Here is a 26,449-nt window from a genome sequence, read left to right as displayed (position 1 = left end):
CTTTCCTTGCCCTGCAAGATGCGCCGCGCGTCCCGTTCGCGCCAGCCCGTCCTGCAGCGAACCCCGCGTTCTGCCTGCGCGAACGCCAAGCGCCTTGCCGTGCCGCCCCGGACGGCCCACCCTGCCATGACGTCCCAAAGACAGCAGGAGAAGACCATGACCGTCACCACCGCAGCCGAGGTTCTGGATTTCTGGTTTTCGGGCCAGATGCAGCCGTATTGGTTCGCCAAGTCGGACCAGATCGACACGCAGATCAGCCAGCGTTTCGCCGATACCTATCAGGCCGCCCATGAGGGACAGCTGGACGGTTGGATCAAGGATACCGACAGCGCGCTGGCCCTGTGCATCGTGCTGGACCAATTCCCGCGCAACATGTTCCGCGGATCGCCTCGCAGCTTCGAAAGCAACCGCATCGCGCTGGACCATGCCCGCAAGGCGCTGGAATTGGGCCATGACCAGGCGCAGGACCCGACCCGCCGCCAGTTCTTCTATCTGCCCTTCATGCATTCCGAGGATCTGGCCGACCAGACAACCTCGGTCCGTCTGTACGAGGATCTGGGAAACCAGCATTCGCTGCATTTCGCGCGCGAACATCGCGACATCGTCGAGCGCTTCGGCCGCTTTCCGCACCGCAACGCCGTGCTGGGCCGCGACAGCACCCCCGAGGAAGCGATCTTCCTGGAAACTCACAAGGGGTTCTGAGGCGAGGCGGGGCCAAGGGGCTGGATCGCGCCCCCTGTCCCGCCCTATAGGGTGCGGGGATCATCAAGGGGGCATCATGCGGATCTGCGTCATCAACACCGGCGGTACCATCGCCTGCACGGGATCGCCGTTGGCCCCCATGTCCGCGGGGCAATTCGCGCAGGCCGCGCAGCATCTGCTGGGCCCGTCGCTGGCCGCCAGCCTGCAAGGGGTGACGGTGCATTTCGACACCGTGCTGCGCTTTTCCGATGACGGCCCCGGCACGCTGGACAGCACCGATCTGCGCCCCCGCGACTGGTGCCGCATGGCCGCGCGGCTGCTGGATCTCTATGACGACCACGACGGCTTCGTGATCTTGCACGGCACGGACACGATGGATTATTCGGCGGCGGCGCTGTCTTTTCTGCTGAATGTCGCGGACGGGCAAGGGCGGGCACGGGCCGTGCTGTCCAAGCCGGTCATCCTGACCGGATCGCAGCTGCCGCTGTTCGTGCAGACCGCCGACGGGCTGGCGCTGAACGCGGCCAGCGATGCGCTTGGCAACCTGGCGGGGGCGCTGTCCACGGCCCGGCTGCGCCTGCCCGAGGTGGCGCTGTTCTTCGACGGCAGGCTGCTGCGCGGCAACCGCGCGCTGAAATCATCGACCACCGAATTTGCCGGTTTCGACAGCCCGCATCTGCCACCGCTGGCCCATGCCGGGATCGGCTGCTGGCACGGCGCCGCCAAACCCCTGCGCGGCCCGGCCCGGCCCGCGCAGGCGCTGGACGACCCCGCCGCGATGACGCTGGTCCGCGCCCAGCTGCAGGCGGTGGCAGACCGGATCGACGCGCAGGGCGTCGCCCAGATCCCCGCCGTGCCCGCCGCAGGACCGCTGATGGGCCAGCTGATCGACGCCGCCCTGTCATCCGGCGCGACCGGGCTGATCCTGCAGGGCTTCGGCGAGGGCAACATCCCCACCAGCCCCGCCACGCGCGCGGCGCTGGAGGCGGCGCAGGCGGCCGATGCCGTCACCGTCATCGCCAGCCGCGTGATGGCGGGGTCCGTGGGGGCCTTCCACTATGCCGCCGGCGCCTGGATCGCCGATACGGGCGCCATCGGTTGTGCCGACCTGACGCCGGTCGCGGCGCTGGCCAAGCTGACCGTGCTGTCCGCCGCCGCCGATCACCACGGATGGGACCGCGCCACGCTGCGGGCGCTGATGCAGCGCAGCCTGGCGGGGGAATGCGCCGCCCCCGATTGCAGCACGGGGCCGCTGTGGCCGGGACAAGCGCTGCGCGCGGTGGACGGCCCCGTGACGCTTGTGAACGACCCCGACCAAGGGCCAGTCCTGCGGGATGGCGACCGGTTCCTGTGGCGCGCGGGCGCGGCGGGGCGGTTGCAGATGCAGGGCGACCGGCTGGTACTGATCGCGCCCGACGGATCGCCCGCATGGGCCGGCCCGCAGGCCGATCCGCATGCGCGGATCGCGGTGGCGGCCCACCCCGCACGCCTGATCCTGATCGACCCGACGGGGCAGCGCCCGGATGTCATCGCCGCGCCCGTTCAGGGCTGACAGGACGCGCCCCGGTTGTTAGCAAGGGGCATCATCTGCCAAGGAAAACCCATGTCGCTGATCTATGTCCTGAACGGCCCGAACCTGAACCTTCTGGGGCAGCGCCAGCCCGAGATCTATGGCGGCACCACCTTGTCCGATGTCGAGGATCTGTGCCGCGACGCCGCCGGCCCCCACAAGATCCGCTTTCTGCAATCAAACTGGGAAGGCCAGATCATCGACTGGATCCACGAGGCGCGCCAGGACGGCGCGGCCATCGTCATCAACCCGGCGGCGCTGACCCATACCTCGGTCGCGGTGCTGGATGCGCTGAACGCCTTCGAGGGCCCTGTGATCGAGATCCATATCAGCCAGGTCCACAAGCGCGAAGCGTTCCGCCACCATTCCTATGTCTCGATGCGGGCGGATGGGGTGATCGCGGGTTTGGGCGTGTGCGGCTATGCGGCGGCGGTGCGTCACGTGGTGTCGCTGATCGACTGACGCGAAAACCGTCATTCCCGACCGCCGGGAGGAGGAGGAGCGGCGGGAATGACGGCCTTGGCTTGGTCCGTTGCCGGACCGGAGGAGGAGGAGCGCCTGAAGCAATCCGTGCTTCGTAACTTCAGGATGCACGGGCCACGCCCCCGCGTCACGCCCTGACGCCGCAGCGCGGCAACGCGCTCAGGGGGTTGGGCATTCACAGGGCAGGATTTCCCTACCCTGCCCAGCAAACAGGCAGGCTTCGGCTGTTCCCGCCCTGAAATCGATTCGAAATGGCGCTCAGCTGGCCTGATCCAAGGTCGTCAGATAGGCGCGCGACCACCAGGCGATGTCCTGTTCGACGACGCCCTTCAGCAGCCGGGAATGACGTTCGCGCCGCTCCTCCAGCGTCATCCGCATAGCCTGGGCCATGGCACCCGCCGTATCGCTGGGGTCATGGGGATTGATGATCAGCGCCTCTTCCATCGTCTCGGCCGCGCCGGCAAAGCGCGACAGGACCAGAACGCCCGGATCGTCGGGGTCCTGGGCCGCCACGTATTCCTTGGCGACCAGGTTCATGCCGTCGGCCAGGGGCGTGACCAGCCCGATCCGCGCCTGCCGATACAGCCCCGCCAGCACATGGCGCGGCATCGAACGGTGGATGAAGCGGATCGGGGTCCAGTTCAGGCTGGCGAATTGCCCGTTGATGCGCCCCGCCAGATGCTCGGTCTCCTCGCGGATGTCCTGATAGGCCTCGACCTCGCCGCGGGTGGGCGGCGCGATCTGCAGGAAAGAGATCTTCTCATGCAGGTCGGGGATCTTTTCCAGCAACAGCTGATAGGCGCGGAACCGGTGCGGGATGCCCTTGGAATAATCCAGCCGGTCGACGCCGATCATCATCTTGGCGCCGGTCAGGCTGCGCATGCGGTCCTCGTCGGGGGCGTCCTTGGCCTCGGCGATGAAATCGGCGGCGTCGATACCGATGGGAAAGACCCCCGCCTTCAGCCTGCGACCCGACAGGCGGAAATCGGTATCCGAGATGTGGTCCATGTCCGACAGCTGCCGCCCGCTTTCGGCAAAGGCCCCCAGATCGCGTTCGGCCTGAAAGCCCAGCAGGTCGTAATGGGACAGCCAGTCGAACAGTTCTTGGGGGTTGGGCAACGCACCACAATCGGCGGGGCCGGGAAAGGGGATGTGCAGGAAATGACCGATGGGGGCAGTGACGCCCCGCGCCCGCAATTCGGCGGCCAGCGGGAACAGGTGGTAATCCTGCACCCAGATGCGGTCGTCATCGCGCAGATGCGGGATCATCAGATCCGCGATGCGCCGGTTGACCCGGCGATAGCCATCGACGAATTCCGGCCTGATGCGCATCAGATCGGGCCGCCCATGACACAGCGGCCACAGGATCGAGTTCGAATAGCCCAGGTAATACCGTTCGTGATCTTCGGAATTGAGGTCGAAGGACAGGCGCTGGAAAGGCGCGCCGGGATGGTCCTGCAGGCTGTCGCCCGGATTTTCGGTGACCTCGCCCGAGAACCCGATCCAGACGCCGCCCGAACTGCGCAGGGCATCTTCCAGCGCGACCACCAGGCCGCCGGACGGGTTTTCACCCAGGGGCAGGCGGTTCGAAACGACGATCAGGCGGGACATAAGGGCTCCTTGTCGGATTCAGGTCAGGGATGCATCAAGCCAGGCGGCCAATGCGTCGGGATCAGAGAGGCGGTGACGGGCTGCGGTCGGGCCTTCGCCGACCTTGATGGCATAGCCGCCCAAGGCTTGAGCCTGCTGCATCGCGGGTTCGTCGGTATGATCGTCACCCGCAAAGACCGGCATCCGACCCGCAAAGGGCGCCCGCTGCATCAGGCCGGCCAAGGCGCTGTCCTTGCCGACGCCATTCGGGCGCAGTTCCAGCGCCATCTTGGACGGTTGCAGCATCAGACCCGGATTGTCCTGCAGCATGTCCTGCATGACGCGTTCGACATAATCCTGCAAGGACGGATCGGCCCGGTAATGCAGGGCGACGCCATGGGGCTTTTCCTCGACCAGCAGGGCGGGATGGGGACGGGCCAGGTCGTGGGCGCGGGCATGCAGGGCGGCGGCGTCGAAGGCGTGGTCGTGGACGGACTGGATCTGGCCTGGGGCCAGGGACAGCTCGGCCCCGTGGCTGCCGGCGACGATGCCCGCGAAATCAGGCAGGAACCCCCGCAGCGCCGACACGTCCCGCCCTGAAATCAGCGCGACCGCACCGTCCAGCATCGCGTGCAGACGCCCCAGACGGTCACGCAGCTGGCTGGACACCACCACCGCATCGGGCCGATCCGCGATTTCGACCAGGCAACCGTCGAAATCCAGGAACAGCGCGGCATCGGGGGTCAGCTTGGGCGGGGTCATGGGCTTTCCTTTGGTGGTGATGCCAGATCAACCCCGCCATCGGGTCACGGGTTCGCCCAAAGGTCAACTTTTTGTGCCCCAGTGCCAAGACGCCTCAGAATTCGACGCCGGCCTGCGCCTTGATACCTGCCCGGAAGGGATGCTTGACCTGCCCCATCTCGGTGACCAGATCGGCGGCCTCGATCAGGCTGTCGGGGGCGCCGCGCCCGGTCAGGACCACATGGGTCATGGGAGGCTTCTCGGACTCCAGAAAGGCCAGGACCTGGGCCACATCCAGATAGCCATAGCGGAAGGCGATGTTGATTTCATCCAGCAGGATCATGCGGTTTGCCGGGTCGCGGATCAGGTCCCGGGCCTTGGCCCACCCGGCTTTGGCTGCGGCGATGTCGCGGGACTTGTCCTGCGTTTCCCATGTGAAGCCCTCGCCCATGCTGTGGAACTGGCAAAGGTCGGCGAAATGCGTGGTCAGCAGGCGGCGTTCGCCCGTGTCCCATGCGCCCTTGATGAACTGCACCACCGCGCAGGGCATGTCATGGGCGATACAGCGCATGATCATGCCGAAACCGCTGCTGGACTTGCCCTTGCCGGGGCCGGTGTGGACGATGATCAGCCCCTTTTCGCCGGTCTTGGTTTCCATCATCCGGTCGCGGGCGGCCTTTTTCTTGGCCATTTTCTGCGCGTGGCGGGCCAGATCCTGTTCGGGAATGGGGTCGGACTGCGTCATCGGGTCGCTCCTTCGGGTTGACAAATCGGGGCTGCGGGCCTTTGGTTGGCGCGTGTTGGTTCCTGTCGTAAGGCAGGTGAAAAGGGAATGCGACAGGCAAGGCGTCACCGCCCCGCCCAAGCGCAGCCGCCCCCGCGACCGTGACCGGAAAGGTCGCCCGATCCACTGGCCCCCCATGGGCTGGGAAGGTGGGACGACCGTTGGGCCCAGGCCCCGAATCCGCAAGCCGGGAGACCTGCCAGCACCTGTTGATGACGGGCGAACGGGGTGTTTCGCGACCGGCAGGTGATGGCCGGATGCCCCGTGCCATGTCCTCTCGGCCTATCCCCCTGATGCCACAGAAGGGAAGGGCCGCAATGCGCGCCATCTTGCATGTCTGCACCACCTGCCGCGGCACGGTGCCCATGGACGACCCCGATGCCCCCCGCCCCGGCGCGGTGCTGCATCAGGTCCTGTCCGACGATCCCCCCGCAGGCGTGGAGATCCGCCCCGTCGAATGTCTGTCCGCCTGTTCGCAGGGCTGTTCGGTGTCGCTGACGGCACCGGGCAAGTGGTCCTATGTCTATGGCCGCCTGACCCCCGCTGACGCCGCCGATATCGCCACGGGTGCCGCCGCCTATGCCGCCAGCGGCGACGGCATCGTGCCGTGGCGCGAACGCCCCGCCATCTTCCGCAAGCAGAGCCTTGCCCGCATCCCCCCGCAGGAGTGACCCCATGTCCGATCTGACCAAGACCCCCGTGACCGTGATCACCGGCTTTCTGGGCGCAGGCAAGACCACGCTGGTCCGCCACCTGATGCAGAACCCCCAAGGCAAGCGCCTTGCCGTACTGGTCAATGAATTCGGCACGATGGGTGTCGACGGCGAAATCCTGAAGGGCTGCGCCGACGACAACTGCCCCGCCGAAAACATCATGGAGCTGTCGAACGGCTGCATCTGCTGCACGGTCGCCGATGATTTCATCCCGACGCTGGAACGGCTGATGGCCCTGCCGCAGAAGCCCAACCACATCCTGATCGAGACCTCGGGGCTGGCGCTGCCGAAACCGCTGCTCAAGGCCTTTGACTGGCCCGCCATCCGGTCGCGCATCACCGTGGACGGCGTCATCGCCCTGGCCGATGCCGAGGCCGTGGCCGCGGGCCGTTTCGCCCCCGACATTGCCGCCGTCGACGCCCAACGCGCCGCCGATGACAGCCTGGACCACGAAACGCCCCTGTCCGAGGTCTTCGAGGATCAGATCGCCTGCGCCGATGTCGTCCTGCTGACCAAGGCCGATCTGGCCGGCGATGCCGGCGTGGCCGCTGCCCGTCAGGCCATCCTGGACCACGCCCCGCGCAAGCTGCCCATCCTAACCGTGACCGAGGGCGCGATCGACCCGCAGGTGATCCTGGGCCTCAACGCCGCCGCCGAGGATGATCTGGCCGCCCGCCCCAGCCATCATGACGGCCATGACGATCACGAGCATGAGGATTTCGACACCGTCGTCATCGACCTGCCCGAGATCACCGACCCCGCCCATCTGGTCGCGGCCATCGAACGCCTGGCCACCGAACAGAACATTCTGCGCGTAAAGGGCCATGTCGCGGTGCAGGGCAAGCCGATGCGCCTGCTGGTGCAGGCCGTCGGCGCGCGCGTGCGCCATCAATACGACCGCCCTTGGGGCAGCCAGCCGCGCCGGTCGCAGCTGGTGGTCATCGCCGAACATGACGACGTGAACCTTGATGCGATCCGCGCCATGCTGACGGGCGTGCCTGCCTGATGCATGTCGTCTTCCGCGAACGCCACGGGCTGGACCAGTCCGACGCCCCCTATGACCCCGGCCAGTCGCCGGCGGATCTGGTGGTGCTGTCCTTTTCGGACAGCGATCTTGGCGCCTTCGCGGCGGGCTGGCATCGCGCGGCGGGGGGGCTGCCGTCCCTGCGGCTGTGCAACCTCGTGGCACTGCGCCATCCGGTCTCGGTCGACACTTATCTGGAGCAGACGCTGTCGGGTGCCAAGGGCATCCTGATCCGTCTGATCGGCGGCGAGGCCTATTGGCCCTATGGTCTGGCATCCGTGCAGGACCTGGCGCGGCGGCGCGGCATCGCGCTGGCCGTGCTGCCCGCCGATGGACGCGATGATGCGCGGCTGGATCAGCTCTCGACCGTGCCCGCATCCGTGCTGCGCGTGCTGCGCCGCCATTGCGATCAGGGCGGGGCGGTGGCGGCCCAGGCCGCGCTGGCGCAGATGGCGATCGCGGCAGGGCTGAACGCGGCCCCAGTGCCGGGGCGGAAGACGCTGCCGCCGATGGGGCTTTACGACCCGGATGCGGGCGTGATCGATACCCCGCCCGCCGGACCGCTGGCGCTGGTCACCTTCTATCGCAGCTGGCTGGCCGCCGCCGATACCGCCGCGATCGACGCGATGATCCATGCCCTGCGCGCGCGTGGCTTTGCCGCCTGCGGGGCCTTCGCCCCTTCGCTGAAGGCCCCGGGTTTTAACGAATGGCTGCGGGGCAGCCTGCCCGAGGCCCCTGCCGTCATCGTCAATGCCACGGGCTTTTCGTCCGGCCAGAATGGCGCCTTCGATGGCTTCGACAGCCCTGTCTTTCAGGTCGCCCTGTCCACCAACCGCCGCCGCGAATGGCGCGACGCCGAACGCGGACTGTCACCCTCGGACTTAGCCATGAACGTGGTCCTGCCCGAGGTGGACGGACGCATCCTGGCCGGCGTCATCAGCTTCAAATCCCCCGCCAAGCGCGACCCGGACCTGCAATACTCCCGCTTTGCCCACCGCCCCGACCCCGCACTGGTCGATGCCGCCGCGGACCGCATCGCCGCCTGGCACCGCCTTGGCGCGACGCCAGCCCCCGACCGCCAGCTGGCACTGATCCTGTCCACCTATCCGGGCCGCGACTGGCAGATGGCCCATGCGGTGGGGCTGGACGCGTTGGCCTCCGCGCAACAGGTGGCAGGGCTGCTGGCCGATCACGGCCATGACGTCCCCGCCGTTCAGGGCGACCTGACCGGCGACCGGATCACATGGCCGCTGGACGAATACCGCGCGGTGCTGGCCACCCTGCCCCGAACCCTGCGCGACGATCTTCATGCCGCATGGGGTGCGCCCGAGACAGACCCCGACATGCAGGACGGCGCCTTCCACTTCGCCGCCATCCGCGCGGGCAAGCTGCTGATGGCGCTGCAGCCAGAACGCAGCCACCGCGCCAATCGCGACGACGATTATCATGACCTGACCCGTGTGCCGCGCCATGCCTATGTGGCCTTCTACCTGTGGCTGCGATCCCAAGGGCTGCACGCGATGATCCACATGGGGGCGCATGGCACGCTGGAATGGCTGCCCGGCAAGGCGGTGGCGCTGTCGGGCGACTGCTGGCCGCAGGCGCTGACGGGGGCGCTGCCGGTAATCTATCCCTTCATCGTCAACGACCCGGGCGAGGCCGCGCAGGCCAAGCGCCGCATCGGGGCGGTCACGCTTGGCCACCTGCCGCCGCCCATGCTGGCTGCCACCCTGCCCGACGACATGGCGGGTCTGGAACGGCTGCTGGACGAATATTCCACCGCCGACGGGCTGGACCCGGCGCGCCGCGACCGGCTGGTGGCCGACATCCGCGACACGTCCCGCGCGCTTGGGGTGGACCGCGACTTGGGCATCCCGCCCGATGCGTCCGAGGCCGAGGCGATCACCCGCATCGACCGCTTCGTCTGCGACATCAAGGAAAGCCAATACGGGCAGGGTCTGCACATCTTCGGCCAGAGCGAATGCGGCGCGCAGGAACGCGCGGGCCTGCTGGACGCGCTGTCGGGGCGCCATGTCCCGCCGGGTCCGTCGGGATCGCCCGCGCGGGGACGGCGGGACGTACTGCCGACCGGGCGCAACCTCTTTGCCACCGATCCGCGCGCGGTGCCGACACGCGCTGCCCACGCCCAAGGCGTCAAGCTGGCCGAGGAATTGCTGCGCCGTCACCTGCAGGATCACGGCGATTGGCCGCGCGGCTTGGTCGTCGATCTGTGGGGCAGCGCCACGATGCGCACCGCTGGCGAGGAATTCGCCATGGCCCTGCATCTGGCGGGGCTGAAGCCTGTCTGGGATGATGGGTCGGGCCGGGTGTCGGGCGTGGAGATCGTTCCACTGGCGCTGATGGACCGGCCCCGCATCGACGTGACGTTGCGGGTGTCGGGCCTGTTCCGCGATGTCTTTCCCGTGCTGGCGCAGCTGTTCGAAACCGGCGCAAAGGCGCTGGCCGACCGCGACGAGGCGCCCGAGATGAACCCCTATGCCGCCCGCATGGCACGGGTGTTCGGACCGGAACCCGGGCGATACGGGCTGGGCATGGGCACCGCCCCCGACACCTTCACCGATGCTGCGCGGCAGGCCGCGGGCGAGGCATGGATCGCGGCCTCCAGCTGGGCCATCGGCCTGGATGGTGCCGTGACGCAGGATCGGGGCGGCATCGAAGCCCGCCTGCAAACCGCCGACAGCTTCGTCCACGCGCAGGACCTGCCCGAAAGCGACCTGCTGCTGGCCGCCGATTACGCCGCCCACGAAGGCGGCTTTGCCGCCGCCATGGCCCGAATCGGGGCGGATGCGCCGGCGCTTTATCACCTTGACGCCACGCAGCCCGACCGCCCCCGCGCCCGCAGCCTGACCGAGGAGATCGCCCGCACCGTCCGCGCCCGCGCCACCGATCCGCGTTGGGCGGATGCCATGACCGCCCACGGCTTTCGCGGAGCTGCCGAGATTGCGGCCACACTGGATCACATGGCGGCCTTTGCCCATCTGGCGGGCGCGGTGCCGCCGCATCTGTTCGACCTCTATCACGACGCCACCTTGGGGCGCGACGACATCACCGTCTTCATGCAGGACACCAACCCCGCAGCTCTGGCGGCCATGCGCGACCTGTTTCGTCGGCTGCATGATGCGGGCCTTTGGGTGACGCGGCGCAATTCCATCGCCGCCAGCATGGGGGCAGACACATGAGCGGCGTGAAGGGCTGGTGCCCCGGCGCCCTGCGGCCGATGGAATCGGGCGATGGCTGGGTCGTGCGGGTCAAACCGCGCGGGGCGATGCTGTCCCGCGACCAGGCCCAGGGCATCGCCGATGCCGCCGAACGGCATGGCAACGGCCTGATCGAGCTGACGGGCCGCGGCAATTTGCAACTGCGCGGCATCACGCCCGACAGCCATGCGCCGCTGATCGCGGATCTGCGCGCGCTGGACCTCATCGACCCCGACATCGCCACCGAGACGCGGCGCAGCATCATCGTCACCCCCTTTGGCGGGGATGCCACCGATGCGCTGGTCCGCGATCTGGAAACCGCGCTGGCTGACAGCGCCCTGCCGCTGCCCGCCAAGTTCGGTTTTGCCGTCGATACCGGCGCCGCGCCGGTCCTGACCCAGGACCCCGCCGACATCCGGATCGAACGCGCGGGTTCGGGCCTGATCCTGCGCGCCGACGGGATGGGGTATGGCGTGCCCTTCGGTTCGCCGCAGGACGCCGTCGCGCTGGCGGGCTGGTTTCTGGAACGCGGCGGGGCCATCGGCGGACGGGGCCGAATGGCGGCGCTGGTCGCGCGCGGCATCGCGCCCCGAGCCGATATCGTGGCACCCACCGCCGCCACACCCGCCACGCCGGGGCCGACACCGCAAGGCATGCTGGCCGGATTCGAATTCGGGCAGGTGCCCCCCGACACGCTGCGCCGGCTTGGCAGATTGGGCCAGCTGCGCCTGACGCCCTGGCGGATGATGCTGGTGCGGGGCACGCGGCATCTGCCGCTCATGCCGGGGCTGATCCTGACCGCCGATGACCCGCGCCTGCGCCTGCGGGCCTGCCCCGGAAGCCCGCGCTGCGCCCAGGCCCATGCCGCCACCCGCCCCCTGGCCCGCGACCTGGCGGCGCTGGTGCCGCAAGGCGCCGTCTTGCACGTCTCGGGCTGTGCCAAGGGCTGTGGCTGGCCGCGCGCGGCCGACATGACCCTGACCGCGACGCCGCAGGGATTTGACCTGATCCGCCATGGCTGCGCCCATGACGTGCCCGCCCTGCGCGGGCTTCACCCCGACCAATTGCCGAAGGTGCTTTGATGCCGCATGTTTACGAAAAGGACGGGGCCGCGATCTATCGCCAGTCCTTCGCCACCATCCGGTCCGAGGCCGACCTGACGCGCTTCGACGCCGATGAGGAACCCGTGGTCACCCGCATGATCCATGCCGCGGGCCTTGTCGGGTTGGAGGCCCATGTCCGCTTCACCCCCGGCATGGCGACCATCGCCCGTGCCGCCTTGGGGCAGGGTGCGCCGATCCTCTGTGATGCCCGCATGGTCAGCGAGGGCGTCACCCGCGCCCGCCTGCCCGCCGACAATCCGGTCATCTGCACCCTGAACGATCCGCGCGTGCCCGACATGGCCCGCGACATGGGCAACACCCGCAGCGCCGCAGCGCTGGAATTGTGGCGTCCCCACCTGGCGGGCGCGCTGGTCGCCATCGGCAATGCGCCGACTGCGCTGTTCCATTTGCTGAACATGCTGGAGGACCCCGACTGCCCCCGCCCCGCCGCCATCATCGGCTGCCCCGTGGGCTTTGTCGGCGCGGCGGAATCCAAGGACGCGCTGATGGCCGCCCCGCCCGTGCCTGCGGTCATCGTGCAGGGCCGGCTTGGCGGGTCCGCCATCACCGTCGCTGCGATCAACGCGCTGGCCAGCCGGAAGGAGTGAACCGAATGGGACAGATCATCTGTGCGGGGCTGGGGCCGGGCGATCCGGACCTGATCTCGGTCCGGGCCGACCGCGCCATCCGCGGCGCGCGCCACGTGGCCTTCTTCCGCAAGCCGGGGCGGCAGGGGCAGGCGCGCCGCATCGTCACGGGCATGCTGGCCGAGGGCGCCCGCGAATACCCGATGGAATACCCCGTCACGACGGAAATCCCCTTCGACAGCCCTGAATACAACGACCTGCTGGCCGCTTTTTATGACGATTGGGCCGCCCGCCTGCGCGATCTGGCCGCGACCGACGATGTCGTGGTCCTGTGCGAGGGCGATCCGTTCTTCTATGGTTCCTTCATGCACCTTTACGTGCGGCTGCGCGACGTGGTGGACATGCAGGTCATTCCCGGCATTCCCGGCATGGCCGGGTGCTGGAACGCCAGCGGCACGCCGATCACATGGGGTGACGACGTGCTGACCGTGCTGATGGGCACCCTGCCCGAACCTGACCTGCGCCGCCACATCGCGGGCACCGATGCGCTGGTGGTGATGAAGACCGGGCGCAACCTGCCCAAGGTCCGCCGCGCGCTGGCCGCCTGCGGACGGCTGGATGACGCCTGGCTGATCGAGCGCGGCACCATGCCCGGCCAGCGCATCGCCCGCCTTGCCGATGTGCCCGATGCCGACTGCCCCTATTTCGCCATCGTCATGGTCCATGGCCGGGGGCGCCGTCCCATGGCCATGCCGCAGGTGGCGGAATGACCGGCTGGATTACCGTCGCGGGACTTGGGCCGGGCGATGATGCGCTGGTGACACCGCAGGTCGTGCAGGCACTGGATCAGGCCACCGATGTCATCGGCTATATCCCCTATGTCGCGCGGGTGGCGGCACGGCCGGGGCTGGCGCTGCACCCATCGGACAACCGGGTCGAGTTGGACCGCGCAAGGATGGCGTTGGATCTGGCGGCGGATGGCCGACGGGTGGTGATCGTTTCCTCGGGCGATCCGGGGGTCTTCGCAATGGCCTCGGCGCTCTTCGAGGCGCTGGAGGATCAGCCCGACCGACATGACACCGACATCCGCATCCTGCCTGGCATCACCGCGATGCTGGCGGCGGCGGCGCGGGCGGGCGCGCCCCTGGGTCATGATTTCTGCGCCATCAACCTGTCGGACAACCTCAAGCCTTTCGATCTGATCGAACACCGTCTGCGCCACGCCGCGCGGGGGGATTTCGCGATGGCCTTCTACAACCCGCGATCGCGCAGCCGCCCCCATCAATTCGCCCGCGTGCTGGAGATCCTGCGGCAGGAATGCCCCCCCGAGACCCTGATCATCTTCGCCCGCGCCGTCAGCACCCCCGACGAATGCCTGACCACCATCCCGCTGTCGCAGGCCACGCCCCAGATGGCCGACATGCGCACCGTCGTGCTGGTCGGCAATTCGGCGACGCGGCGGGTCGGCAAATGGGTCTATACCCCGCGCGGGGCCGTCTGATGCAGCCAAGCCATCGCCAGTTCGGCGCTGTCGACCACTTGCCTTTCGGGCATGGCGGGGCGGTCGATCATGATCACCCGCAGGCCCAGCTCACGCGCGGCGGTCAGCTTGGCCTCGGCCCCCGATCCGCCCGCGTTCTTGGCGACCAGATGCGTGATGGCGTGGTCGCGCATCAGGCGCGTGTCACCCTGAGCCGTGAAGGGTCCGCGCGCGACCACCACCTGCGCATCGGGCAATGGCAGCGCCGTCGGTTCGTCCACCAGCCGCAGCAGGAACCTGTGCGGCAGACCCGCGAAAGCCGCAAGGTTCTGCTTGCCGATGGCCAGGAACACGCTCGCCCGCTGTCGCGGCAGCGCCTGTGCTGCCTGTTCGACATCGCGGACATGGCACCAATCGTCGCCAGCCCCCGCCCGCCATTCCGGTCGCTGCAGCACCAGCAGGGGGACGCCCGAAATATCGGCCGCGTGGACCGCATTGGTGCTGATCTGCGCGGCGAAGGGATGGGTCGCGTCAATCAAATGGGTAAAGCCGCCCTCCCGCAGGTGCCGCGCCAGGCCCTCGGGGCCGCCAAAACCGCCGATCCGGGTCGGCAAGGGCTGCGCCACGGGGGCCGCCGTGCGTCCGGCATAGGAAAACTGCGCCTCGATGCCCGCCTGTGCCAGCAGTCGCGCCATGGCGCTGGCCTCGGATGTGCCGCCCAGCAGCAGGATGCGTGTCATGGATAAGCCTTGGCTGACGATCATCGGTCTGACCGAAGATGGCCTGCCCGGCCTGCCCGATGCAAGCCGAGAGGCTCTGGCCACCGCCGATCTGGTCTTTGGCGGGCCGCGCCACCTGGCGCTGGCCAGGGTCGCGGACAAGGGGCGCCCCTGGCCGGTGCCCTTCGACATCGCGCCTGTTCTGGCCGCAAGGGGGCGGCGGGTGGTGGTGCTGACCTCGGGCGATCCCTTCTGGCATGGGGCGGGCGGTACGCTGGCCGCGCATCTTGCGCCCGATGAATGGGTCGCGATCCCCATTGCGGGCGTTGTCGCGCTGGCCTGCGCACGCCTTGGCTGGCGGGCCGAGGACGTGGTGACGCTTGGCCTGCACGCGGCGCCCTTCACGCGGCTGCGCCCGCATCTGGCACGCGGCTGCCGCATCATCGCCACCCTGCGCGACGGGGCGGCGGTGGCCACGCTGGCGGAATGGCTGCGTGGCCAAGGCGCCGGTTCCGCGCGACTGACGGTGCTTGAGCGTCTTGGCGGCCCCGCCGAACGCATCCGCCGGACCCACGCAGGTGACATCCAACCTGACGACATCGCTGCCCCCGTGGCCATTGCCATCGACGGCGCTGACCTGCCGCGCGGCACGGGGATCGGCACCGTCCCCGGTCGCCCCGATGATGGTTTCACCCATTCAGGCCAGATCACCAAATTCCCCATCCGCGCCATGACTCTGGCCGCCCTTGGCCCGCGCCCCGGCGCGCTGCTGTGGGATGTGGGCGGCGGTTCGGGGGCGATCTCGGTCGAATGGGCGCTGGCGGGGGGGCGCGCCATCTGCATCGAACCGCGCGACGACCGGATTTCGCTGATCCGCGCCAATATCGACGATTTCGGCGTCGGCCATCTGGTCACGCCGGTCCAGGGGCACGCACCGCAGGCCCTGTCGGACCTGCCGGAACCCGACGCGGTCTTCGTCGGTGGCGGCGGATCGGCGGCGCTGTTCGACGCGCTTTGGCCGATGCTTCCGACCGGCGCGCGGTTGGTCGCGAACGGGGTCACGCTTGAGACCGAAAGCCTGCTTTCGGCCCTGTCGGCCCGCCACGGGGGCGATCTGACGCGCATCGAGATTGCCCGCGCCGCCCCCTTGGGAGGCATGCGCGGCTGGCAACTCGCGCGCCCCGTCGTGCAATGGGCGGTGACGGCATGAGGGTCGTGGGCATCGGCTGCCGCGCCGACACGCCGCTGGAGGCGCTGGCCCATGCGGTCGGTAATGCGGATGTGCTGGCCACCATCCCCGAGCGTGCCGCGCTGCTGCGCCCACTGGCCGACCGTTTGGGTCTGCCCCTGCGCATCGTGTCGGTCGCGGGCGTCGACACCCCGACCCGATCCCCTCGCATCCAGGCCCTTCATGCCACCGGATCGGTGGCCGAGGCCGCAGCCCTGGCCGCCGCAGGTCCCGCCGGGCGGCTGACCGGCCCGCGTATCATCTCGGCCTGCGGCCGCATCACCATCGCCATCGCAGAGGTTCCATGACCATCCATTTCATCGGCGCAGGCCCCGGCGCGGCCGATCTGATCACCCTGCGCGGGCGCGACCTGATCGCTGCCTGCCCCGTCTGCCTTTACGCAGGCAGCCTGGTGCCCCCCGCCCTGCTGACCCATTGCCCGCCCGGCGCGCGGATCGTGAACACCGCTTCCCTCAGCCTTGATCAGATCATCGACGAAATGCAGGCGGCCCATGCCGCTGGACAGGCCGTGGCGCGGCTGCATTCGGGCGATCTGTCGGTCTGGTCGGCGATGGGCGAACAGCTGCGCCGCCTGCGGGCGCTGGACATTCCCGTGCAGGTCGTCCCGGGGGTGCCCTCCTTCGCCGCCGCCGCCGCCGCGCTGGAAGCCGAGCTGACCTTGCCGGGACTGGCGCAATCGGTGGTGCTGACCCGCACGCCGGGGCGGGCATCGACCATGCCTGCGGGTGAAAGCCTGATCGCCTTCGCGGCCACCGGCGCGACGCTGGCGATCCACCTGTCGATCCATGCGCTGGACCGGGTCGTGGCCGATCTGACCCCGCATTACGGCCCCGATTGCCCCGTGGCCGTCGTCTGGCGGGCCAGCTGGCCCGACCAGCGGGTAATCAGGTCGACCTTGTCTAGCATCGCGGTGGCCGCCCAAGGCATCGACCGGACCGCGCTGATTCTGGTCGGCCCCGCCCTTGCCGGGGACGGCTTTGACGACAGCCGCCTTTACGCCGCCGATTACGACCGCCGATACCGCCCCGTCGGTCCAGACCCGAGGTTCCCCGAATGAGCATACCCGGACTGATGATCTCGGCCCCCGCCTCGGGGACCGGCAAGACGATGCTGATGCTGGGCCTGCTGAGCGCGCTGCGGCGGCGGGGCATGGCGGTACAGCCCTTCAAGTCGGGGCCCGATTATATCGACCCGGCGTTTCATGCGACGGCCTCGGGGCGGGCGTCGTTCAACCTGGATGCCTGGGCGATGCAGCCGGGGCGGATCATCAGCCATGTGACGGGCCAGCCGGATGCCGACCTGATCCTGGCCGAAGGCTCCATGGGGCTGTTCGACGGGGTCGCGACGCCGGGGGAAACCGGCATCGGATCCAGCGCCGAGGTGGCGCAGATGATGGGCTGGCCCGTCGTGCTGATCCTTGACGTCTCGGGGCAGGCGCAATCGGCAGCGGCGGTCGCGCGGGGTTTCGCGACCCTGCGGCCCGATCTGCCCTTCGCGGGGGTTGTGCTGAACCGCGTCGCTTCCCCGCGCCACGACACCCTGATCCGCGAAGGCATGGCCGAGGCGGGCATCACCGTCTTGGGTGCCTTGCCCCGTCAAGGCAACATCACCCTGCCCGAACGCCACCTTGGCTTGGTTCAGGCCGAGGAAACCCCCGAACTGCAGGCGATCCTTGACCACGCGGGGGATTTCGTCGGCGCGCATTGCGATCTGGACGCCATCGTCGCCGCTGCCGCCAGCCGCGCCCTGCCGGATGCCGACGCGCCCCTGCCGATTGTCCCGCCGGGGGGCCGCATCGCGCTGGCCCGCGATGCGGCCTTCAGCTTTACCTATCCCCATGTTCTGCAGGCGTGGCGCAAGGCGGGCGCGACCATCCTGCCGTTTTCGCCGCTGGCCGATGAAGCCCCCGATGACAGCGCCGATTGCTGCTGGCTGCCGGGCGGTTATCCCGAACTGCATGCGCCGAAACTGGCAGCCGCCGACACCTTCCGCAGCGCCATGCACCGCTTTGCCGCGACCCGGCCCGTGCATGGCGAATGCGGCGGATACATGGCGCTTGGGGCGGGGCTGGTCGATGCGACGGGCGAACGCCACCGGATGCTGGGCCTGCTGGGGCTCGAGACCAGCTATCACAAGCGCCGGATGCATCTGGGATACCGCCGAGCCGACCTGGTCGCGCCCCTGCCGGGGGTTGGTCAAGGCGCGCTGCGCGGCCATGAATTCCACTATGCCTCGATCACCGATCAGCCCGATGCGCCCCTGGCCCGCGTCACCGATGCCAATGGCGCGGCAGTACCCGAAACCGGATCATGGCGCGCGACCCGGGGCGGGCAGGTCACCGGCACCTTCTTTCACATGATCGCACCGGCCGCGACTTGACGCGCGCGGTCCGATCACGTCTATCTGATCGCCTGGATGGTGCCCATCAGGACGCTCAAGCGTCGGGCTTCATCGGGAATGGGGAAGGGTGGACCCAATCGCGGCACCCGAAGCCTCAGCCGCCCCCGCGACTGTATGCGGAGAGCGTGCGTCACCGACGCCACTGGGCCCCACGGGCCTGGGAAGGCAGACGCCACGCCCTGACCCGCAAGCCAGGAAACCGGCCATGCAGACAATTTTCCCGCCGTCGGGGATGACGGCTACAGGAGACTGGACATGCATATCGAACATGGCGTCGTGACCGGCGCCAAGCTGATCTTGGGCTATGCCACCGCGGCCACGGCCGGCCTTTACACGCTGAAGATCGCCACCACCGCGCTGCGCGAACGCGGGATCGCATCGCTGGCCGGGCGCGGCCTGCTGGCCACCATCGCCACCTTCGTCTTCTTTCAGGTCCTGCCCACCGCGCCCGTCGGCGTGTCCGAGGTGCACCTGATCATGGGGTCCACCCTGTTCCTGCTGTTCGGCGCGGCGCCTGCGGCCATCGGGCTGGCGCTCGGGCTGCTGGCGCAGGGGCTGTTCTTCGCGCCCGCCGATCTGCCGCAATACGGGATGAACGTCACCACGCTGCTGGTGCCGCTATTCGCGGTCTCGGCGCTGGCCGGGCGGATCATCGCGCCCCGGACCGCCTATGTCGACCTGACCTATGGGCAGGCGCTGGCGCTGTCGACCGCCTTCCAAGGCGGCGTCGTGGCCTGGGTCGCGTTCTGGGCCTTCTATGGACAGGGGATCGGCGCATGGTCCGGGGTCGCCAGCTTCGGCGCGGCCTACATGTTGGTCATCGCGCTGGAGCCGCTGGTCGATCTGGCCGTGCTGGCAGGCGCGAAATCCCTGCGCGGGCTTCGCGGCAGCGAGCTGGTCACGCCGCGCCTTTTCGCATGATCGACCTGACCCTGATCGGGATCGGCACGGGCAACCCCGACCACCTGACCCTGCAGGCCATCGCGGCCATGCGGCAGGCGGACCTGGTGCTGATCCCGCTGAAGGGGGACGACAAAGCCGATCTGGCGGGCATCCGGCGGGCCATGCTGGATCGGCACCTGACGGATGCGCCCCTGCGGCTGGCCGAATTCGACCTGCCGCGCCGGGATGTCGCCGATCCCGATTACCTGGACGGCGTCGATCGCTGGCACGATGCCATTGCGGATGCTTGGCGGGCCCAGATCGACCGCCACCTGCCGCAGGGGGGCCGCGTCGCCCTGCTGGTCTGGGGGGACCCGTCGCTTTATGACAGCAGCCTTCGGATCGCGACGCGGCTGGATCTGGCCGTCACGGTCATTCCCGGCATCACCGCCATCCAGGCGCTGTGCGCGGCGCACGCAATCCCGCTGAACGATCTGGGCGCCCCCGTGCAGATCACTACGGGGCGGATGCTGCGCGATCATGGCTGGCCCCAAGGCGCGGACCGGCTGGTCGTCATGCTGGACGGGCAATGCGCCTTCAGCGCGCTGCCGGGCGACACGCGCATCTGGTGGGGGGCCTTTCTGGGCATGGCTCAACAGATCCTAGACAGCGGCACGGTGGCGCAGGCCGGCCCCCGCATCATCGCCACGCGCCGCGCGGCGAGGGCGGCGCATGGCTGGATCATGGACTGCTATCTGCTGGCGCGCGGCTAGAACAGGAAGATGTCGTCGGCCACGTCCTGAACCGACAGGTCGGACCCCTGCACCAGAATGTGGTTGCCGTCGGACAGCGTGATCAGGACGCCGCGATCGGTCCGCTGCACGTGATCATCCAGAAAATCGGCCATCGACCCATCGATCAGCCCATCGGCAATCATCAGGCGATCCTGACCCGCGGTGAAATCGGTGACCACGTCGCGCCCGAAGTTGCCGGCAAAGATGAACTGATCCGCGCCGTCACCACCGCAAAGCAGGTCGGCCCCGCCCCCGCCGATCAGCACGTCGCGCCCCGCCCCGCCATACAGCGTATCATTTCCATGGCCACCCAGCAGGCGGTCATTGTCCATCTGCCCCATCAGGCGGTCGTTGCCCGCCTCTCCCTTCAGATGGTCGCGGCCCGCCCCGCCGGCCAGCGTGTCAAAGCCGATGCCTCCGGCCAGGACGTCGTTGCCCATCTGCCCGGCAAGCCGGTCATGCCCGCTCTGGCCGATGATGAAGTCATCGCCCTGCCCGCCGCGCAGCACGTCACGGCCCGCGCCGCCCGCAATCAGGTCGTCACCCCCATAGCCCGACAGCGTGTTGTCGGCCGATCCCTTGATGATGCGATCATCCGCGCCGGTCCCCTGCGGGCCCGTCCGCAGAGGGCCATGCGCATCCAGCCAAGTGGCCTGCGACATGACCCCCATGAAAGGGCGGTCAATCTGGCTGACCGTGACCCCCGGCGCCAGGTCCAGGATCACATCGCCCCCGGTCGCGGCGAAATTCTGCGTGGCCATCAGGATCTGATAACCGCTGAATTCGCCGACCTGCAGGCCGATGCCGATATGATCGATCTTGGGGTCAAGGATATTGGCGCGGTGCCCGGAGCTGTTCATCAGGTTGGTATGCAACTGCGCAACCTCGTCCAACAGCGAATCGTCGCCGTCGACCGAAATATAGGCCAGGTTTTCGGTCACGCGCCAGCTGCCCTCCAGCGGAAAGTCGGCGGCGCGAACGCGGTCCGTTGCCGAAGATCCCGAGGCCCCGTCATGCGAAAACCTGTCATTCCGCAGCATCCAAGCGCTATGCGCATCAGAGGCATCGTTCAGATGCGTTTCCAGCGTGACAGGGTCCAGACCGTGTCCGGCCCTTTCGCGATTGACCAGTTCAAGGAAATATCGTTCGGCGGATGTGGCTTGCGACATGGGAACCCCTTGCTTCGCCTTCGGCAATCATGGGTTGTTCTTAACAGATATCGCTCGCCTCGCGAAGCATGACCGCGCGTCGACTGACAAAGGTCAAATCCCGGCCCCGCCATGGGGCCGGGATGATGGCCGGATCAGGCCTGCAGGCTGCGCACGCCCACTTCACCCTCGCCGCGCGACTTGATCGCGGCGACGGCGGCGATGCTGCCCGCGGCCGTGGTGAAATACGGGATCTTGTCGTACAGCGCGACGGCCCGGATTTCACGGCTGTCGGCGATGGCCTGGACGCCTTCGGTGGTGTTCAGAACCATAGCGACATCGCCGTTCTTCAGCCGGTCGACGATGTTCGGGCGGCCTTCATAGACCTTGTTGACGCGCTGCGCCTCGACGCCGGCGGCGGCCAGGAAATCGGCCGTCCCCGATGTGGCGATCAGCGTGAAGCCCATCGCCACCAGATCGCGCGCCGCACCCGCCAGGGCATCAGTCTTGTCGCTGTCCTTGACGGAAACGAAGACGCGGCCTTCATGCGGCAGATGCGTGCCGGCCCCCATCTGCGCCTTGAGGAAAGCGCGGGCGAAGTTGCGGTCCCAGCCCATCACCTCGCCGGTGGAGCGCATCTCCGGGCCAAGCAGGGTATCGACGCCGGGGAAGCGCGCAAAGGGCAGCACGGCCTCCTTGACGCTGAACCACGGAGTGATCGGATCGGCAAGGGTCAGCGGGTCGGCGAAGGGCAGATCGGTTTCCGGGCCGACCCCCGCAGGATAGGGCGCGCGTTCGGGGAAATTCGACATCGGTTCGCCCGCCATCAGGCGCGCCGCGATGGATGCGATGGCGCTGTCGGTGGCCTTGGCCACGAAGGGCACCGTGCGGCTGGCGCGCGGGTTGACCTCAAGGACAAAGATCTCGCCGTCCTTCAGCGCGAACTGGACGTTCATCAGGCCGACCACGTGCAGGGCGCGGGCCATGGCCACGGTCTGGCGCTTGATCTCCTCGATGGTTTCGGGCGTCAGCGTGTGGGGCGGCAGCGAACAGGCGCTGTCGCCGGAATGGACGCCCGCTTCCTCGATATGCTCCATGATGCCCGCGACATGGACGTTTTCACCGTCCGACAACGCGTCCACATCGACCTCGATCGCGCCGGTCAGATAGCTGTCCAGCAACACCGGGTTCTTGCCCGACACCTTCACGGCCTCGGTGATATAGCGGCGCAGGTGATCCATGTCGCGCACGATTTCCATGCCACGACCGCCCAGAACATAAGAGGGGCGGATCACCAGCGGGAAGCCGATATCGGCGGCGATGGCCAGCGCCTGTTCGTCTGTGCTGGCGATGCCGTTCACGGGCTGGCGCAGGTCCAGACGGTTCAGCAGATCCTGGAACCGTTCGCGGTCCTCGGCCAGGTCGATGGCGTCGGGGGTCGTGCCCAGGATCGGGATGCCCTCGGCCTCCAGCGCATTGGCCAGCTTCAGGGGCGTCTGGCCACCGAACTGGACGATGACGCCGTGCAGCGTGCCGTTCTGCTGTTCGGTGTGCAGGATTTCCAGCACATGCTCAAAGGTCAGCGGTTCGAAATACAGACGGTCGCTGGTGTCGTAATCGGTGCTGACCGTTTCCGGGTTGCAGTTGACCATGATGGTTTCATAGCCCGCGTCGGTCAGCGCATAGCAGGCGTGGCAGCAGCAATAGTCGAACTCGATCCCCTGGCCGATCCGGTTCGGACCGCCGCCCAGGATGACAACCTTCTTGGCATCGGTCGGACGGGATTCGCATTCGACGTCGCCCATCGCGGGGGCTTCATAGGTCGAATACATATAGGGGGTCTGTGCCTCGAATTCGGCAGCGCAGGTATCGATGCGCTTGAAGACGGGGCGGATGTCCAAGGCACGGCGGGCGCGGCGGACGGCGTCTTCGTCCTGGCCGGTCAGATGCGCAAGGCGGGCGTCGGTAAAGCCCATCATCTTTAGCTGGCGCAGTCCATCCACGTCCTGCGGCAGGCCGTTTTCGCGCACGATATGTTCGGCGTCGATGATCTCGCGGATGCGCGCCAGGAACCACGGGTCAAAGCTGGTGACGCGCTGGATCTCGTCGTTGGACAGGCCAAAGCGCATCGCCTCGGCGATGACGCGGATGCGGTCGGGGGTGGCCTTGGACAGGGCTGCAATGACGGCGGGCTTGCCTTGATCGGCAGCACCCTCGATGGCGATCTCGTCCAGGCCGGTCAGCCCGTTTTCCATCGAGGTCAGCGCCTTTTGCAGCGATTCGTGGAAGCTGCGGCCGATGGCCATGACCTCACCCACGGATTTCATCGCGGTGGTCAGGTCGGGCTTGGAACCGGGGAATTTTTCAAAGGCAAAGCGCGGGATCTTGGTGACGACATAGTCGATCGAGGGTTCGAAGCTGGCCGGCGTCACCTTGGTGATGTCGTTGTCCAGTTCGTCCAGGGTATAGCCCACGGCCAGCTTCGCGGCGATCTTGGCGATCGGGAAGCCGGTGGCCTTCGACGCCAGCGCCGAGCTGCGGCTGACGCGGGGGTTCATTTCGATCACGACCATGCGGCCGTCTTCGGGGTTGATCGCCCATTGCACGTTCGAACCGCCGGTTTCCACGCCGATCTCGCGCAGGACGGCGATCGAGCCGTTGCGCATGATCTGGTATTCTCGGTCGGTCAGGGTCAGGGCCGGGGCCACGGTGATGCTGTCGCCGGTATGCACGCCCATCGGGTCGACGTTTTCGATGGCGCAGACGATGATGGCGTTGTCGTTGCGATCGCGCACGACCTCCATCTCGAATTCCTTCCAGCCCAGAAGGGATTCGTCGACCAGCACCTGCGCCATGGGCGAGGCATCCAGCCCCGAACGTACGATCCGTTCGTAATCGTCGCGGTTATAGGCCACGCCGCCACCGGTTCCGCCAAGGGTGAAGGCGGGGCGGATGATGGCGGGCAGGCCGATCTCCTCCAACGCTTCCATGGCTTGGCTGACGCCGGCGTTGATGTCGTATTTGCCTGATGCCAGCTTGGGGGCGGCGATGATCGTGGCCTTGGGGTTTTCGATGCCGATGCGGTCCATCGCCTCGCGGAACAGCTTGCGGTCCTCGGCCATCTCGATCGCACTGCGCTGCGCGCCGATCAGTTCGACCCCATAGCGGTTCAGCGCGCCGTTGTCGGCCAGCGCCAGCGCCGTGTTGAGGCCCGTCTGCCCGCCCATCGTTGGCAAAAGCGCATCGGGACGCTCCTTGGCGATGATCTTTTCGACGATCTCGGGGGTGATCGGCTCGATATAGGTGGCATCGGCCATTTCCGGATCGGTCATGATCGTGGCAGGGTTCGAGTTGACCAGGATTACCCGATAGCCTTCCTCGCGCAGGGCCTTGCAGGCCTGGGCGCCGGAATAGTCGAATTCGCAGGCCTGCCCGATGACGATCGGTCCTGCCCCGATGATCAGGATCGATTTGATGTCGGTTCTTTTCGGCATGGTCTTGCCCCCGGGCTTGGATGATGGATCGCGGCAAATCGTCCGGGGTTATAGCCAAGCAACGCTTGGACGCAAGGTGCGGCAAGCGGGCAAAGGGCCTAAAACTGGCCTAACATCACCTTTGTCGCATTCACTACAGCCGTCAAGTCATTGCCCTGTCGCAATGGTTCTGACGCGCCCGTCACAATCCGGTCAGCAGGGTCAACGCCGCGCTGTAGCGGTTCTGCGCCACGCTTTCGGTCAATTGCGACCGCGCCATGAAGGACACCATCAGCCGGTCCGTCACCTCGGGCGTGGTGATGTCCTTGAAGCTGGAGCTGCCAAGAACGCGTTCCGCCGCATCCATGAACTCCTCAAGCTGGCGTTCCACCGGCAGGTTGCCATAGCTGGATCCGAAACCGAAGGCGCCTTCGAAAACCTTCTTCAACGGCTGGTTGCCGATCACCTCGTACCACAGGGTCTTGTCGGAAGAGCTGCGCCCCTGCATCGCCTTCAGTTCGCGCGTCGCGTTCAAGGCCAGCCGCATGTTTTCATCGCTTTCACCCACGCGCTTTTCATATTCGCGCTGCACGAAAGCCTGCGACACGGTCTCTGCCAGATCCGCCGCAGGGGCGGTGCTGCCAAAACCGAAAGCCTCGGCCAGCTTCAGATAGCGTTTGTCCGCCAGCCGGTTCACCAGAGAGCTTTTGTCGCTGGTATCCGATTCAAGAACCTTCTGGATGAAAGCCTTGTTGGCGATGTCGCCTTCCAGACCGAATGCGGAAAGTGCCGTGTTCAGCAGGCGATAATCCTTGACCAGCTCCTCGGCCTTGGCGGCCTTGGCGATATTGTCCTTGAAATAGGTGGTCGAGCGGATCACCACCGGGTCCTGCGCCACGACCTGCAGCTGGCGGGCTTCGGTGCGCTGCAGGACCTTCCAGCCGGCCAGTCCACCAAGGCCGATGGTGATCGCGCCGCCCATGGAACTACCTTGCAGCTGCGGCGAAGAGACGAGCCTCTCGCGGCAGCAATTCGCGCAGCTTGCGCATGGCCAGATAAGGATTCTCGTCGATGGCAGCACTGGTTGCATCAGCCAGCAGCAGGCGGCTGTCGCGGTCCTCGAAGACTTGGCTCAGCTGTTCGATGGCCAGCAAAAGCTGCTGACGCCCTTCGCGGGGCTCGGCATCGCCCGACAAGATCAGCTGCGCAATATAGCATGCGCGGGACACCGGCGTCGCCGCCTTGTCGGGGTGGATCGCGTCGCGCAGTCGCAGCACGTTCACGTTCGGCGTCTTGATGGCGATCCTGGACCGCCGGTCACCGTTTTCGATGACCGCACCGTTGATCAGCACCCTTTCGTTCGGGGCCAGCTTCAGGACAAGCCCGCTCATGCGCCGACCTCGCCGCGCAGACCGCGCATGACGGTCATGTTGATGTCGATCAGCGGGTCCGAGGCCTGTTCGCCTGCCAGGACCGCCTGCCCGTGTCTGATCGAGAAGCTGGCAAGGGACAACAGGCCTGCCTTGGTGGCATCGGGAAGGGCATTGCCCGGATCGGCCAGGTCGATGGCAAGCAGTGACCATAATTCATTATTCTTGAGGACTGCCATGATGGTATCGCCATTGTCGGCCATTCGACCCGCTTGGCGCATCATCCGCGTCACTCGCGAAAAGACATCGTATTCCGCATCCCGCGCCGTGCGCAGGCCGCTTGTCTTGTACCCATGCTGGGTCAGTGGCGTTACCGCGTTCAAGGTCGTGTTTCCCGTTCTGGAATGGTGATGGGGGTC

At 67.6% G+C, this 26,449-nt stretch carries 25 protein-coding genes and 2 riboswitches; of the genes, 16 read left to right on the top strand and 9 right to left on the bottom strand.

Annotation, left to right across the window (positions count from 1 at the left end):
• Positions 1 to 156: 156 nt before the first annotated feature.
• The 3 genes from DKT70_RS04930 (at position 157) to aroQ (ending at position 2,734) form a co-directional block, all read left to right on the top strand.
• The gene (locus DKT70_RS04930; protein ID WP_111558093.1) at positions 157 to 702 is read left to right on the top strand and encodes a DUF924 family protein; all 546 of its coding nucleotides are present in this window, start codon (positions 157 to 159) and stop codon (positions 700 to 702) included.
• A gap of 76 nt (positions 703 to 778) precedes the next feature.
• Complete coding sequence (locus DKT70_RS04925) at positions 779 to 2,254, top strand: asparaginase domain-containing protein (protein ID WP_111558092.1); 1,476 nt, start codon at positions 779 to 781, stop codon at positions 2,252 to 2,254.
• A 51-nt stretch (positions 2,255 to 2,305) separates the two neighbouring features.
• Entirely contained in the window at positions 2,306 to 2,734 is a 429-nt protein-coding gene (aroQ, locus tag DKT70_RS04920; protein WP_111558091.1) for a type II 3-dehydroquinate dehydratase, read from the top strand.
• Positions 2,735 to 3,013: 279 nt separating this feature from the next.
• On the opposite strand, the gene DKT70_RS04915 is transcribed toward aroQ, so the two are convergent.
• From DKT70_RS04915 to cobO, 3 genes are all read right to left on the bottom strand, one after another.
• Positions 3,014 to 4,366 carry an alpha,alpha-trehalose-phosphate synthase (UDP-forming) gene (locus tag DKT70_RS04915; protein WP_111558090.1) on the bottom strand — a complete coding sequence of 451 codons (1,353 nt, stop codon included), beginning with the start codon at positions 4,364 to 4,366 and terminating at the stop codon, positions 3,014 to 3,016.
• Between the two features lie 18 nt (positions 4,367 to 4,384).
• Entirely contained in the window at positions 4,385 to 5,107 is a 723-nt protein-coding gene (gene otsB / locus DKT70_RS04910; RefSeq protein WP_111558089.1) for a trehalose-phosphatase, read from the bottom strand.
• A gap of 94 nt (positions 5,108 to 5,201) precedes the next feature.
• Positions 5,202 to 5,831 carry a cob(I)yrinic acid a,c-diamide adenosyltransferase gene (cobO, locus tag DKT70_RS04905; RefSeq protein WP_111558088.1) on the bottom strand — a complete coding sequence of 210 codons (630 nt, stop codon included), beginning with the start codon at positions 5,829 to 5,831 and terminating at the stop codon, positions 5,202 to 5,204.
• A gap of 39 nt (positions 5,832 to 5,870) precedes the next feature.
• Positions 5,871 to 6,088, top strand: a riboswitch (cobalamin riboswitch).
• A gap of 99 nt (positions 6,089 to 6,187) precedes the next feature.
• On the opposite strand from cobO, the gene DKT70_RS04900 reads away from it, so the two are divergent.
• From DKT70_RS04900 to cobJ, 7 genes are read left to right on the top strand one after another with little or no spacing between them, the layout of a single operon-like run.
• On the top strand, positions 6,188 to 6,541 hold the full coding sequence (locus tag DKT70_RS04900; protein WP_111558087.1) for a DUF1636 domain-containing protein: 354 nt from the start codon (positions 6,188 to 6,190) through the stop codon (positions 6,539 to 6,541).
• A gap of 4 nt (positions 6,542 to 6,545) precedes the next feature.
• Positions 6,546 to 7,589, top strand: a complete 1,044-nt coding sequence (gene cobW / locus DKT70_RS04895; RefSeq protein ID WP_111558086.1) for a cobalamin biosynthesis protein CobW — start codon at positions 6,546 to 6,548, stop codon at positions 7,587 to 7,589.
• Entirely contained in the window at positions 7,589 to 10,807 is a 3,219-nt protein-coding gene (gene cobN / locus DKT70_RS04890; protein WP_111558085.1) for a cobaltochelatase subunit CobN, read from the top strand. Before cobW ends, cobN begins: the two co-directional genes overlap by 1 nt.
• Entirely contained in the window at positions 10,804 to 11,907 is a 1,104-nt protein-coding gene (cobG, locus tag DKT70_RS04885) for a precorrin-3B synthase (RefSeq protein WP_111558084.1), read from the top strand. The genes cobN and cobG overlap by 4 nt, the downstream gene beginning before the upstream one ends.
• On the top strand, positions 11,907 to 12,536 hold the full coding sequence (locus DKT70_RS04880) for a precorrin-8X methylmutase (RefSeq protein WP_111558083.1): 630 nt from the start codon (positions 11,907 to 11,909) through the stop codon (positions 12,534 to 12,536). The genes cobG and DKT70_RS04880 overlap by 1 nt, the downstream gene beginning before the upstream one ends.
• Before the next feature lie 5 nt (positions 12,537 to 12,541).
• The gene (locus DKT70_RS04875; protein ID WP_111558082.1) at positions 12,542 to 13,285 is read left to right on the top strand and encodes a precorrin-2 C(20)-methyltransferase; all 744 of its coding nucleotides are present in this window, start codon (positions 12,542 to 12,544) and stop codon (positions 13,283 to 13,285) included.
• Positions 13,282 to 14,016: a precorrin-3B C(17)-methyltransferase gene (gene cobJ / locus DKT70_RS04870; protein ID WP_111558081.1), complete on the top strand. Its 735-nt coding sequence runs from the start codon at positions 13,282 to 13,284 to the stop codon at positions 14,014 to 14,016. The genes DKT70_RS04875 and cobJ overlap by 4 nt, the downstream gene beginning before the upstream one ends.
• Here cobJ and DKT70_RS04865 read toward each other — a convergent pair.
• Positions 13,992 to 14,735, bottom strand: a complete 744-nt coding sequence (locus DKT70_RS04865) for a cobalt-precorrin-6A reductase (RefSeq protein ID WP_111558080.1) — start codon at positions 14,733 to 14,735, stop codon at positions 13,992 to 13,994. The genes cobJ and DKT70_RS04865 overlap by 25 nt on opposite strands.
• On the opposite strand from DKT70_RS04865, the gene cbiE reads away from it, so the two are divergent.
• The 6 genes from cbiE to cobF all read left to right on the top strand — a co-directional run bounded on the left by cbiE (position 14,734) and on the right by cobF (position 20,018).
• Positions 14,734 to 15,924 (top strand): precorrin-6y C5,15-methyltransferase (decarboxylating) subunit CbiE, encoded by a 1,191-nt coding sequence (cbiE, locus tag DKT70_RS04860; RefSeq protein WP_111558079.1) that lies wholly within the window; start codon positions 14,734 to 14,736, stop codon positions 15,922 to 15,924. The two genes, DKT70_RS04865 and cbiE, sit on opposite strands and share 2 nt — an antisense overlap.
• Complete coding sequence (locus DKT70_RS04855; RefSeq protein WP_233490424.1) at positions 15,906 to 16,250, top strand: cobalamin biosynthesis protein; 345 nt, start codon at positions 15,906 to 15,908, stop codon at positions 16,248 to 16,250. The genes cbiE and DKT70_RS04855 overlap by 19 nt, the downstream gene beginning before the upstream one ends.
• A complete protein-coding gene (gene cobM / locus DKT70_RS04850; protein ID WP_111558077.1) occupies positions 16,247 to 17,020 on the top strand; it encodes a precorrin-4 C(11)-methyltransferase in 774 nt (257 codons plus the stop codon). The genes DKT70_RS04855 and cobM overlap by 4 nt, the downstream gene beginning before the upstream one ends.
• Positions 17,017 to 18,342: a cobyrinate a,c-diamide synthase gene (locus tag DKT70_RS04845; protein WP_111558076.1), complete on the top strand. Its 1,326-nt coding sequence runs from the start codon at positions 17,017 to 17,019 to the stop codon at positions 18,340 to 18,342. The genes cobM and DKT70_RS04845 overlap by 4 nt, the downstream gene beginning before the upstream one ends.
• 20 nt (positions 18,343 to 18,362) lie before the next feature.
• Positions 18,363 to 18,585, top strand: a riboswitch (cobalamin riboswitch).
• 33 nt (positions 18,586 to 18,618) lie between these two features.
• Entirely contained in the window at positions 18,619 to 19,284 is a 666-nt protein-coding gene (locus DKT70_RS04840) for an energy-coupling factor ABC transporter permease (protein WP_111558075.1), read from the top strand.
• Entirely contained in the window at positions 19,281 to 20,018 is a 738-nt protein-coding gene (gene cobF / locus DKT70_RS04835) for a precorrin-6A synthase (deacetylating) (RefSeq protein WP_111558074.1), read from the top strand. Before DKT70_RS04840 ends, cobF begins: the two co-directional genes overlap by 4 nt.
• Here cobF and DKT70_RS04830 read toward each other — a convergent pair.
• The 5 genes from DKT70_RS04830 to flaF form a co-directional block, all read right to left on the bottom strand.
• Positions 20,015 to 21,208: a CAP domain-containing protein gene (locus tag DKT70_RS04830; protein WP_111558073.1), complete on the bottom strand. Its 1,194-nt coding sequence runs from the start codon at positions 21,206 to 21,208 to the stop codon at positions 20,015 to 20,017. The two genes, cobF and DKT70_RS04830, sit on opposite strands and share 4 nt — an antisense overlap.
• A gap of 134 nt (positions 21,209 to 21,342) precedes the next feature.
• On the bottom strand, positions 21,343 to 24,681 hold the full coding sequence (gene carB, locus DKT70_RS04825) for a carbamoyl-phosphate synthase large subunit (protein WP_111558072.1): 3,339 nt from the start codon (positions 24,679 to 24,681) through the stop codon (positions 21,343 to 21,345).
• Positions 24,682 to 24,862: 181 nt separating this feature from the next.
• Positions 24,863 to 25,642, bottom strand: coding sequence for a DUF1217 domain-containing protein (locus DKT70_RS04820; RefSeq protein ID WP_158529948.1), 780 nt, complete (start codon positions 25,640 to 25,642; stop codon positions 24,863 to 24,865).
• A gap of 4 nt (positions 25,643 to 25,646) precedes the next feature.
• The gene (flbT, locus tag DKT70_RS04815; protein ID WP_072296662.1) at positions 25,647 to 26,051 is read right to left on the bottom strand and encodes a flagellar biosynthesis repressor FlbT; all 405 of its coding nucleotides are present in this window, start codon (positions 26,049 to 26,051) and stop codon (positions 25,647 to 25,649) included.
• A complete protein-coding gene (gene flaF, locus DKT70_RS04810) occupies positions 26,048 to 26,413 on the bottom strand; it encodes a flagellar biosynthesis regulator FlaF (RefSeq protein ID WP_111558070.1) in 366 nt (121 codons plus the stop codon). The genes flbT and flaF overlap by 4 nt, the downstream gene beginning before the upstream one ends.
• Positions 26,414 to 26,449 lie beyond the last annotated feature (36 nt).

This window comes from Paracoccus sediminilitoris, assembly GCF_003259195.1.
GTDB lineage: Bacteria > Pseudomonadota > Alphaproteobacteria > Rhodobacterales > Rhodobacteraceae > Paracoccus > Paracoccus sediminilitoris.
Note: the sequence above shows the minus strand (reverse complement) of the source record. Positions and strands in the feature narration are given on the sequence as shown.

Excerpts from the sequence above, each read along its gene's own strand:
- cobM (WP_111558077.1), top strand. The coding sequence starts at position 16,247 with ATGACCATCCATTTCATCGGCGCAGGCCCCGGCGCGGCCGATCTGATC.
- cobG (WP_111558084.1), top strand. The coding sequence starts at position 10,804 with ATGAGCGGCGTGAAGGGCTGGTGCCCCGGCGCCCTGCGGCCGATGGAA.
- DKT70_RS04915 (WP_111558090.1), bottom strand. The coding sequence starts at position 4,366 with ATGTCCCGCCTGATCGTCGTTTCGAACCGCCTGCCCCTGGGTGAAAAC.
- DKT70_RS04930 (WP_111558093.1), top strand. The coding sequence starts at position 157 with ATGACCGTCACCACCGCAGCCGAGGTTCTGGATTTCTGGTTTTCGGGC.
- carB (WP_111558072.1), bottom strand. The coding sequence starts at position 24,681 with ATGCCGAAAAGAACCGACATCAAATCGATCCTGATCATCGGGGCAGGA.
- DKT70_RS04830 (WP_111558073.1), bottom strand. The coding sequence starts at position 21,208 with ATGTCGCAAGCCACATCCGCCGAACGATATTTCCTTGAACTGGTCAAT.
- DKT70_RS04880 (WP_111558083.1), top strand. The coding sequence starts at position 11,907 with ATGCCGCATGTTTACGAAAAGGACGGGGCCGCGATCTATCGCCAGTCC.
- DKT70_RS04925 (WP_111558092.1), top strand. The coding sequence starts at position 779 with ATGCGGATCTGCGTCATCAACACCGGCGGTACCATCGCCTGCACGGGA.
- DKT70_RS04840 (WP_111558075.1), top strand. The coding sequence starts at position 18,619 with ATGCATATCGAACATGGCGTCGTGACCGGCGCCAAGCTGATCTTGGGC.
- DKT70_RS04855 (WP_233490424.1), top strand. The coding sequence starts at position 15,906 with ATGGGCGGTGACGGCATGAGGGTCGTGGGCATCGGCTGCCGCGCCGAC.
- cobJ (WP_111558081.1), top strand. The coding sequence starts at position 13,282 with ATGACCGGCTGGATTACCGTCGCGGGACTTGGGCCGGGCGATGATGCG.
- aroQ (WP_111558091.1), top strand. The coding sequence starts at position 2,306 with ATGTCGCTGATCTATGTCCTGAACGGCCCGAACCTGAACCTTCTGGGG.
- cobW (WP_111558086.1), top strand. The coding sequence starts at position 6,546 with ATGTCCGATCTGACCAAGACCCCCGTGACCGTGATCACCGGCTTTCTG.
- cobN (WP_111558085.1), top strand. The coding sequence starts at position 7,589 with ATGCATGTCGTCTTCCGCGAACGCCACGGGCTGGACCAGTCCGACGCC.
- flbT (WP_072296662.1), bottom strand. The coding sequence starts at position 26,051 with ATGAGCGGGCTTGTCCTGAAGCTGGCCCCGAACGAAAGGGTGCTGATC.
- cobO (WP_111558088.1), bottom strand. The coding sequence starts at position 5,831 with ATGACGCAGTCCGACCCCATTCCCGAACAGGATCTGGCCCGCCACGCG.
- DKT70_RS04875 (WP_111558082.1), top strand. The coding sequence starts at position 12,542 with ATGGGACAGATCATCTGTGCGGGGCTGGGGCCGGGCGATCCGGACCTG.
- DKT70_RS04845 (WP_111558076.1), top strand. The coding sequence starts at position 17,017 with ATGAGCATACCCGGACTGATGATCTCGGCCCCCGCCTCGGGGACCGGC.
- otsB (WP_111558089.1), bottom strand. The coding sequence starts at position 5,107 with ATGACCCCGCCCAAGCTGACCCCCGATGCCGCGCTGTTCCTGGATTTC.
- cbiE (WP_111558079.1), top strand. The coding sequence starts at position 14,734 with ATGGATAAGCCTTGGCTGACGATCATCGGTCTGACCGAAGATGGCCTG.
- DKT70_RS04865 (WP_111558080.1), bottom strand. The coding sequence starts at position 14,735 with ATGACACGCATCCTGCTGCTGGGCGGCACATCCGAGGCCAGCGCCATG.
- cobF (WP_111558074.1), top strand. The coding sequence starts at position 19,281 with ATGATCGACCTGACCCTGATCGGGATCGGCACGGGCAACCCCGACCAC.
- DKT70_RS04820 (WP_158529948.1), bottom strand. The coding sequence starts at position 25,642 with ATGGGCGGCGCGATCACCATCGGCCTTGGTGGACTGGCCGGCTGGAAG.
- DKT70_RS04900 (WP_111558087.1), top strand. The coding sequence starts at position 6,188 with ATGCGCGCCATCTTGCATGTCTGCACCACCTGCCGCGGCACGGTGCCC.